The organism is Pseudaquabacterium rugosum (assembly GCF_038066575.1).
Lineage (GTDB): Bacteria > Pseudomonadota > Gammaproteobacteria > Burkholderiales > Burkholderiaceae_C > Pseudaquabacterium > Pseudaquabacterium rugosum.
Genome location: NZ_JBBUTF010000038.1, coordinates 20378 through 29763 on the forward strand (window position 1 = coordinate 20378; position 9386 = coordinate 29763).

9 protein-coding genes are annotated in these 9386 nt (G+C 65.3%); 3 read left to right on the top strand and 6 right to left on the bottom strand.

The window, feature by feature from the left end; translation table 11 throughout:
- Positions 1-13 precede the first annotated feature (13 nt).
- Both AACH11_RS24170 and AACH11_RS24175 read left to right on the top strand, forming a co-directional pair.
- Entirely contained in the window at positions 14-1150 is a 1137-nt protein-coding gene (locus AACH11_RS24170; protein WP_341376852.1) for an FAD-dependent oxidoreductase, read from the top strand.
- 100 nt (positions 1151-1250) lie between these two features.
- Complete coding sequence (locus tag AACH11_RS24175; RefSeq protein WP_341376853.1) at positions 1251-2000, top strand: SDR family NAD(P)-dependent oxidoreductase; 750 nt, start codon at positions 1251-1253, stop codon at positions 1998-2000.
- 52 nt (positions 2001-2052) lie between these two features.
- Here AACH11_RS24175 and AACH11_RS24180 read toward each other — a convergent pair whose 3' ends face one another.
- A complete protein-coding gene (locus AACH11_RS24180; protein ID WP_341376854.1) occupies positions 2053-2667 on the bottom strand; it encodes a VapC50 family PIN domain-containing toxin in 615 nt (204 codons plus the stop codon).
- Positions 2668-2670: 3 nt separating this feature from the next.
- Positions 2671-3387, bottom strand: a complete 717-nt coding sequence (locus AACH11_RS24185) for an excisionase family DNA-binding protein (protein WP_341376855.1) — start codon at positions 3385-3387, stop codon at positions 2671-2673.
- Between the two features lie 173 nt (positions 3388-3560).
- On the opposite strand from AACH11_RS24185, the gene AACH11_RS24190 reads away from it, so the two are divergent.
- Positions 3561-3800, top strand: a complete 240-nt coding sequence (locus tag AACH11_RS24190) for an SDR family oxidoreductase (protein WP_341376856.1) — start codon at positions 3561-3563, stop codon at positions 3798-3800.
- 79 nt (positions 3801-3879) lie between these two features.
- Here the strand turns inward: AACH11_RS24190 and AACH11_RS24195 are convergent, their stop codons facing one another.
- From AACH11_RS24195 to AACH11_RS24210, 4 genes are read right to left on the bottom strand one after another with little or no spacing between them, the layout of a single operon-like run.
- Positions 3880-4971 (bottom strand): endonuclease NucS domain-containing protein, encoded by a 1092-nt coding sequence (locus AACH11_RS24195; RefSeq protein WP_341376857.1) that lies wholly within the window; start codon positions 4969-4971, stop codon positions 3880-3882.
- Between the two features lie 15 nt (positions 4972-4986).
- On the bottom strand, positions 4987-5838 hold the full coding sequence (locus AACH11_RS24200) for an HNH endonuclease family protein (protein ID WP_341376858.1): 852 nt from the start codon (positions 5836-5838) through the stop codon (positions 4987-4989).
- Positions 5835-7637, bottom strand: coding sequence for an AAA family ATPase (locus AACH11_RS24205; RefSeq protein WP_341376859.1), 1803 nt, complete (start codon positions 7635-7637; stop codon positions 5835-5837). The genes AACH11_RS24200 and AACH11_RS24205 overlap by 4 nt, the downstream gene beginning before the upstream one ends.
- Positions 7638-7639: 2 nt before the next feature.
- Entirely contained in the window at positions 7640-9211 is a 1572-nt protein-coding gene (locus AACH11_RS24210) for a restriction endonuclease subunit S (protein ID WP_341376860.1), read from the bottom strand.
- Positions 9212-9386 lie beyond the last annotated feature (175 nt).

The following is a 9386-nucleotide window of genomic DNA, read 5'->3' on the forward strand; positions in this document are numbered from 1 at the left end:
CGTGGAGACAAGCATGGCACTCATCCGTAACGTCCTCGTCATCGGTGGCGGCGTCGGCGGCATGTGCGCCGCGATCCAGCTGCGCAAGCAGGGCATCGCGGTCGACCTGATCGAGCAACATCCGAACTGGGCGCCCGACGGCGCCGGCATCACCATCAGCGGCCCGACGCTGCGCGCGCTGCGGGCAGTGGGCGTCGTCGACGAGGTGCTGCGCGTGGGCGGGCACTGGAACGCGGTCGACATCTGCGACGCCGACGGCCGCGTGCAGGCCACCGTGCCGGTGATGCCGGCCCACGAGGCCGACGGCCTGCCCGGTGCCGGCGGCGTTCTGCGCCCGGTGCTGGCCGACATCCTCGGGCGCAAGGTGCGCGAGGGCGGCACCACGGTGCGCCTGGGCCTGAGCTTCACCGCACTGCAGCCCGATGCCGACGGCGTGGACGTGACCTTCACCGATGGCAGCAGCGGCCGCTACGACCTGGTGATCGGCGCCGATGGCGTCAACTCGGCCGTGCGCAAGTGGGTCAAGCCGGATTTCCCGGGCCCTCGCTTCACCGGTCAGGGATCCTGGCGCGCCATCGTGCCGCGCCTGCGCGAGAACAGCACCATCTTCATGGGCGCCACCACCAAGGCCGGCGTCAACCCGATCAGCGCCACCGAGTGCTACCTGTTCGTGCTGGACCGGCGCGAGGGTATGGACTTCATCCCGCCGGCCGAGTGGCCGGAACGCCTGGCCGAGCTGCTGGAGGAGTTCGGCGGCCAGATCGGCGAGATCCGCGACGGCCTGCGCTCGGGCGGGCTGCGCGACGCCAGGCTGCTGTACCGCCCGCTGGCCGGCCACATGATCGACGGCCCCTGGCACGCCGGCCGCATCGTGCTGCTGGGCGACACGGTGCACGCCACCACGCCGCACCTGGCCTCGGGCGCCGGCATCGCCATCGAGGGCGCGCTGGTGCTGGCCGAGGAACTGGGCCGCCGCCACAGCCTGGAAGGTGCGCTGCTGGCCTATGCCGGCCGCCACTACGACCGCGCGCGGCTGGTGGTCAGCGCCTCGGGCCGGCTGGGCCAGCTGGAGCAGACCGGCGGCTCACGCGAGGAGCACACCGCCGTCATGCGCGACGCGATGGACAAGCTGCGGGCACCGTTGTGGTGAGCCCGGGTCGCGCCCGCCAGCGGGCCGCCCGGCTCTGCCGCCCGTCCATCTGATCCACTTCCCGCCGCACTTCCTGCCGCATTCACCCCCACCCGCCATCATGAGCACCCTTTCCGCGACCCCCCGCATCGCCGTCCTCACCGGTGCCGCCGGCGGCCTGGGCCAGGCCTTCGCCCACCGCCTGGCCGCCACCGGCCACCGCCTGGTGCTGACCGACCGCAGCCCCTGCGACGCCCTGGTGATGGAACTGAGGGCCCTCGGCGCCAGCGCCGAGACCTTGAGCTGCGACCTGGGCGATACCGCCGCCGTGCAGGGCTTCGCCGCCGAGGTGCTGGCCCGCCACGGCCGCGTCGACGTGCTGGTCAACAACGCCGCCTTCATGCCGATGGCCCCGCTGCCGCAGATCGACGCCACCCTGTGGCGCCAGATCATGACCGTCAACATCGACGCCCCCTTCCTGCTGGCCCAGGCCTTCAGCGCCGGCATGGCCGAACGCGGCTGGGGCCGCATCGTCAACCTGGCCAGCTCCACCGTCTGGGGCCCACCCCCGGGCATGAGCGCCTACGCCACCAGCAAGATGGGCGTCATCGGCCTGACCCGCGCCCTGGCCTCCGAACTGGGCGCCCACGGCATCACCGTCAACGCCATCTCCCCCGGCCTGACCCGCCACCCCGGCAGCGCCGCCCACCTGCCGCAACAGGCCTTCGACGGCGTGCGCGCCCGCCAGTTCATCCCCCGCACCGAAGAGCCCGAGGACCTGACCGGCGCCCTGGCCTTCCTCGTCAGCGACGACGCGCGGTTCGTCACGGGGCAGGTGATGAATGTGGATGGGGGTGGGTTCGGGTTTTGATTCAGTCCAGGCCCATGCGGCTCACAGCGACCTGACCCTGGCCCGATGGCCGCTACAGCGTGCCCGGCGTCGCCTGCTCCAGGGCTGCGAGGGCTGCTGTGGTTTGCTTCTGACCGTCATTGGCCAACCGCACCAGCAGTTGGTCTGGGGTGGGTTTGGATGCCAGATCCAGGCGCATGGCCCGGAACGCACCCGCCACCACAGCCTGCTGCCGGGCTGTCAGCGCGAGCAAGAAGGGGTCCGGGTGCTGGACCAGCACGCCCAACGTCTGCAGCGCAGGGATGTCGTAGTCGGGCAGGTTGCGCGAGACCAGGCCGACGGTCTGCAGATGGGGGTAGTACTCGTCGGCCAGCAACGTGTAGGCGGCCGCGGCCACATGAGCGTCCTTCGCGGACTTCACCGCGTGCTGCACCTGCTGGAGGTTGCGCTGGACGGCAACAGTGGGAATGTTGGCCCCGGCCAGCGCCTGGTTCATCCTCACCTCGTTCTCCTGGGCCGTGGCCAGGTTGACCTTGCGTTCGGTGTCGACCAGAGCTCGACTCATCTCTGCCAGGATGAGCGGGCTCCAGTGCAGCCGAATGGCGCCGGCATAGTCGAGGTAGATGAGCAGGGCACGGGTGGCTCCGCCGAACAGCACGTCGGCATCTGCCACAACAATCGCAGGCATCGGTCAGGCGCTTCGCTGGGCTTGCAGTGCGTCTGCGCGCTGCATTTCCTCGTCCAAGTCGTCCGCGAGTGCCCGCCGGGCCTGCTGCTGCTGATCCAGAGCCCGAGCCTTCCACGCCAGCACCGCCGAGCGCAGCACGCGGCGCTGAGTGCCTGCCATCGAGAACAGCGGGATGGCCCCTTCGTCCACACGCGCGACGAGGTGGGGTCGAGAAACACCAACCAGGTCAGCGGCCTCTTGCGTCGTCAGCACCGAGTCCCCTTCGGGCACGCCTTGCGCAGCCATCGCCTGGGCGGTGGCTGCGGGAGCAGGGGGGCTCACCATTTGCTCCGTGAGCAACTGCACCAAATCGCCACGCAGCGCTTGCTCGTCCGCGGGTGAGACTCTCACGCGCTGGCGGACGACATCCAGCAGCCGAGCCAGGTAATCGCCCTGGGTCAGCTCGGTCAGGTCCGCCAAACGGGCGACTGACGACCTCGGCTCTTGCGGGACCCACTGGTCGCCCTTGACCTTCAGCCGCGCCTTGGCCAGCCGTGCCGCGGCAAGCGTGCCGCGCCTGGGCGGTGACGCTGCCTTGAGCGTGGTCTTTCCCGGCGGCACAGCTGCCTTCGAGACCAGCTGCGCGCGCAGGTCGCCAGCAGACGCGGACACGATCGCAGCCGTTGCCGGCAGCCCCCGGCGCCGCGCCGCGCTGGGAGAGAGCTTCTTGGCGTGTGTCATGCGAGCAGTGTACTTCCGCCGGGCTTTGCTTGCGCAATAGGCGAAATAGACGAAATGGACGAAATTCAGTAAGGTGACACCTCGCGCGGAGAGAGGGCCAGCAGCGCTACGCCGACGCCAGCGCCCAACGGGCATGAGCCTCCTTCCTGCTTGCCCAGGCCTTCAGCGCCGGCATGGCCGAACGCGGCTGGGGCCGCATCGTCAACGCCATCTCCCCCGGCCTGACCCGCCACCCCGGCAGCGCCGCCCACCTGCCGCAACAGGCCTTCGATGGCGTGCGCGCCCGCCAGTTCATCCCCCGCACCGAAGAGCCCGAGGACCTGACCGGCGCCCTGGCCTTCCTCGTCAGCGACGACGCGCGGTTCGTCACGGGGCAGGTGATGAATGTGGATGGGGGTGGGTTCGGGTTTTGATGTCTCGCTGGAGTTCCGGGGCGTCGCTGCGGCGGGTGCCCATGCGCCGTGGCGCAGAACGGACTCGCTGATCGATGGGCTAGTCAGCCCACTTCGGAAACGCTGCCTTGAGCCGCTCCACCGTGTGCCGCCACTTGGGCGTCGTCGGCTGGCAGACGGTGTTCTGGTTGCCGAACAAGCCCACCTCGTTGACGGCCTTGTTCTCCGGCACCGTGTCGAGCCACTTCACCCGCACGAAGTACTCGGCACGTTCCGGGTCGTCGGCGGTCAGCTGGTACTTCTCGGCATGCTTCAACGCCACCAGCGCCGGTTGCTCGCCGCTGTCCGTCTGCACCTTGAAGTCCTTCACGGGCTGCACCGACTCCAGCACCGTGCCAACGCCGACATAGCCCTTTTTCGGGATCTTGACCCACACACGGTCGCCCGGCGACAGCAGCTTCAGGGTCTGGCTGTACCAGCTTCCGCCACCGCCGCTGATGTAGCCAAAGCGCCGGGCGTCTTCCCAGCTGCGCGACGCTGCGTCGCCGAAAGACACGTAGAACTCTCCGTTCCACGGCTCCTTGTCACCCTTGGCCGTGGTGGTGGACGCCACGTTGGCCTGGGTCTCACCGGGGTCAATCAGCCAGGCACGGCTCAGCAGCTTGTCGGCCCCATGCTCGAAGACCTGGAAGAACACGACGTTGATCGCAATGTCCCGCGCGTTCAGGTAGCCGATGATGCGCTCGGTGGACGGATCCAGCTCAGCGGCCACGATGATGATCTGGTGCGACTGGTTGAGGGTCTCTTCGTCGAGCTCCACACAGAAGCGCTCCTGGAACGCAACATCTAGGCTCTTGCCACCGGAGAACCGCTGGAAGATCTGGGCCACGCGGTCGGGCGTCAGTTGCTCTACCCATGAGGCGTAGTCCAGGGCCTGGGCGATGATCTCGCGCGGCGTGCGGTCGCGCTTCAGCTCAATCAGCACCAGCGAGGCGTCCGGCGCAATCGCCAAGAGGTCGACGCGCCCGCCGTGCGAAGTCACCTCCTGGCGGCCGATGAGCATCCACTCGCTCGACAGGATGCGCGGATCCCGCACGATCATGTCTTCGAGCTGCTGCTCGCTGGCCAGTCGGGTGGCGACCAGTGGCGCCGGCTGTTCGCCGACGCGCCAGATGGCATGGTGAATGGGCATGTTGGGGGCCTGACTTCAGGCAATCAGCCGCTGAAGGCTTGGCTGATTGCTATACCGTATGCACCACTTCGCAACGGCAGAGAGTTCGGACTCCGGCTTGGTGAGAGATGTGATCTCGCATGCCACGGACTTGACCTCGTGCCGCGCAGCAGCTGATGTCGCCGCCTTAGCAAGGGCCCTCTGGTACTTGTCCAGCAACTTGGCGGTCTTCTGCCAGACCTTTCTGCGTTCCTCAGCCAGAAGCTGATGCTCGGTGAGTTTCAGCCGGTCTACGGTCCGTCGCACACGCACGTAGTCCCAGCGAGATACGCCCGGCGCCGGCACCGCCTTGCCCTCCTCATCGAAGGCCAGAAGCGTCACGTCATGGGCGTTGGTCGGATCCAGAAAATGCGGCACTTCGTCGCCCTCGCAGCGCCACCCGTAGCTTGAGCAGGGCGAGCCACGGCGCAAGGGGAACCATGCCCCCTTCTTCCTGTTGGGCACCGTTCCAGCGATTCGGAAGTTCATGTAGTCGAAAGCGAGCCACCAGTAACCGTCACGTTCAGGGCCACGTGCATTGCGGGCTGCCTTCTTGGGCCGGAAGTGCTCAACATCGAGGTGCGAAGCGATGTCCCGCGCCTCGGTAAACCAGCACTTTCCGCCGGAGAGGGCAAGCAACCAAGGCTTCAGCTTGCCCCAATGATCACTGTTCTTGTCGATCAACGCGTTGCGGTCCTTCACCATCCCTGCAGCATCGAGCTTGGCAAGTTCCCCAACCAGTCGTGCAGACTCAGCAAGCCAGGCGCCCCAGGCACCCTTCGTCCAACGGACTTCCGCAGGCAAGTCCGCATCCGTAGGCAGCTTGTTGTCCAAGTCGATGAAGATCATGCACGGCCCTCCTCACGCAAGATCTCCTCGATGATTTCGTCGGCAATGCGGCTCTGTTCTGCCTGCTCCTCTGGCGAAAGGGTCGGCTTCCTGAACCTTCGGTGCTGCGCCATACGACGCACGAACAGTGCGTAGTCCGGATCGCGAAAGTCGGCCGTCGAGAAGCCCAGGTCCGCCAACTCGGCCGACAGGCGGGCAAGCTCAGCGTCCTCTTCGACGGTCCGCGGCTGCCTGACGAACAGCTCGTTGCGGCGAAACAAGCGCCTCTCGGTCTCCGTGTCCAGCGTGGACGACAGTCCAAACAGCTCGCTCTTCAGCAGACCCGTGACGCCCATGCCCTGCGGGTGCTCGTCGGGCGTGTCCACCATGGTCTTCTGACCCTGCCTGCGCAGGATGTGCACCTGCTCGCGCCTGAGGCTGCCGACCATCATCGGGTCGTGGGTGGTGATGAGCACCTGCGAGGCGCCTTGCATCAAGGCCTCCCCGTCCTGGTTCAACACTCCCTCGATGTCGTCGAAGTACCGTAGTTTCCATATCGGGTTCAAATGCGTGTCTGGCTCGTCCAGCAGGAACAGGCAGTGGTCTTCGCGTGTCATGCGCATCAAGCCCAGCACAGTGAGCATCTGCAACTCGCCTTCGGACAGCTGGGTGAAGCTGACCTTGCCGTCGTGGCCGTCCTTACCATCCACGCGCTTCTTGACGGTGATGCGCACTTCCTCGATCAGGTCGCCGATGTAGGCGCCCTCGGCATAACGAAAGAAGCTGTCGGTGCCGCCGACCAGGCGGCCCAGCTCCTGCAGCTTGGCCTGGTTGGGCACGTACAGGTACAGCTGGCGCTGCTTCTCGGTCCGCCCGCGGAAGTCGATCTGCTGGGTGACTTCCTGTTCAATGGGCGCCCAGGCCACCTGCCACAAGCTGTCCAGAAACTCGCTCACCACGCTGCCACGGGCGAACCAGAAGCGCGGATCGCCTTCGTTCAGCTCCGCCTCGTTGAACTTGCCGTTGCGGCGCTTTTCGCGCAGCCGGTACGGTTCCTTCAACACGAACAGCGCGGACTCCAGTGACTCGATGTGCAGGTTCTTGAGCACCTTCTGAAACACAGGGTCGTCCGACAGCAGACAGGCCAGCAACACCAGCTGGCTGTGCCCGCCACGGCAATAGAACAGGCGGCGCAGGCGATCGTCGCCGGCCTGCTTCATCCGCGTCTCGCGGCGCTGCTTGGCTTCCTCAATGGCGCGGATGTCGGCTTCGGTGCCCTTGAAGTTCGACAGCAGCTGTTCCGGCAACACCTCGTCGGTGGTGATCTCCTGCAGCCGGTTGAAGCGCTTCTGGTGGTCCTGGAACAGGGCCTCGATGCGCTCGTTGCGGCCCGAGTAGTAGGCGAACACGTGCGAAGGCAGCAGGCGCGGACCACGGCGCTCGTCACGTGGCGCCTTGTCCTGCGGATCGTTCTTGTTCAGGTAGTCCTGACTGACCCGGTCGCCATCGACCCACACGAACGGCCGGCGCTGTTTGGACAGGTCGGCCTGGATGCGCACCACATGCCCACGGATCTCGTATTCCAGCGTGTAGTCGAACGCCGCGTCGCGGTCCAGGTCCACGTCGCGGAAGATGGTGATCAGCGCCTCGATCAGGTTGGACTTGCCCGTCCCGTTCTGGCCGATCAGCGCGTGGCTGCGAATGGCTTTGGGTACGGCCGTGCCCGCCGCGCCCGTCCGGGGTTCGAGGTGGGAGGCGAAGTCGATGACCAAGCCGCGCAGGTTGCGGAAGTTCGGGATCGCCAGGCGCCGCAACTGCATGCTCAAGCCTCCTGTTTGATCTTCATCTTGGCCACCAGGACACCATCTGGGTATGTCCTTGGTCCTTTGGGCGCGTTGGGGCCAAGCTCATAAGAAGGGTCTTCAATCCACCCGTGCTCTACCTCGGTCTTGAGCTGCACATAGAAGGCGTCAATCTCGCCACCGAAGCGCTGCCACAGGTCGCGGGCCGACATCTCGCCTTGGTGACGGGCCAGCAAGGTGGCGAGTGGGGCCTGGTCTTTGACGTCTGGCAACGTACCCAGACGCAAAGGGGCGATCAGTTCGGTTTGTGGGGCTTTCAATGGGGGCTCCTCATCTGCACCAACGGCTATGCCTGTAAGTGCTGCAACAGTCGCACCCGCGAGGTTTGCAGCGACTCGAAGGCTCCGGCCTATGCCTTCTGCATGGTGATCGCATAGCTCAAACAATCGATCAACGATCTGGACAATCTGGTTTTGCTCATCGCGTGGAGGAACGGGGATCATCAAATCCTCGACCCCACCAACGCGGAGGTGCTTCACCGTCATGCCAATGGCCGCCTCGATCATCCGAGACTGGAAACTGGGGCTTTGGATGACATACAAGAGATAGCGGTTGCTGAACAGCTCAGGAAAAAGCCGGATCAGCATGCTGCGTTGTCCGAGACAAACGCGCTGCCCATCGGGAACGATGGCTGCCTCCCCCATGGGCGCTTCACGCGTGAAGAAGATGTCACCCGCCTTGGGCGGCATGCGCCGTGCCCAGTAGGCGTAGGTTTCCTCCGAGATCTTCCGGGTGTTGGTGAGGTCCATACGCCCATCACGGATGTCGGTCGTTCGGACTAGGTGAATGCCCTCTTCAACATAAGGAGCCGTCTTGTTGTGGCAATCCACCACGGCCTGAGACACCTGGAGGAGCGATGCCCAACACCAATGGTCGGGTAGCGCGGCATTCGGCACCGTTGCGTGTTGCGTGCGTAGCTTCTTCAGCATCGCGACCGCTTCCTTTTTCTCCTGTTCTTCGGCCACGTCAGCCCACGCAACCCTTGCACGTGCAATTTGGTCAATCAAGTCAGCAGCGAGAGCAGGAGCGCTTGAGGGCGGCAAAAGGCGACCGTTCACCGCAAGGTCGAGAACCAGTCCCTTGAAATCGCGCACGTCCCCGGGTTCACTGAACAAGCGTCCGAAGTGGGTTTGCAGGCGTTGCCAGCTCTCTTGCAGCTCGTGCGGGCTTTCGGCGCTGGCGAGGGCCTGCAGGGTGGACTGGCGCAGGGCGTTTTGCAGCTTGCGCCGGTCTTGCTGCTGCTCCTCCAACCGGTCGCACAGCACCATCAGTTCATCGACTTTGGCGACGATGTGGGATTGCTCGCTGCCGGACGGCACTCTTATCTTGATAGCGGATAACTCGGCTTTTCCAATTACTCCTTGCGCCGACCCACGAGATCCACTTCGGAGCCGCAAAGTGAAGGGCATCAAAATGAAATACAGGTACTTCGTGTTGAGGCCAATTCGAGGCCGCACTGCAGCGACGCTCCGTCCAATGGCGCAGTCAATCGAAAGGTTCAGCTTTCCAACCGTTGCACCGACAACGCATATGAGAACGTCGCCCTGCTTTGCAAGCTTTAAGGGCTTCGTCGTCCACTCCCGAACGACAGGGCGGTGTCAACCTTGAAGTGCAACACCTTGAGTTTGCCGTTGCCCCCGTTTGAGCAACTCCGCCTCGACGATTTCCATATAGACCTCGCGCGGGGTCCGGAAGTCGAGGATCTTG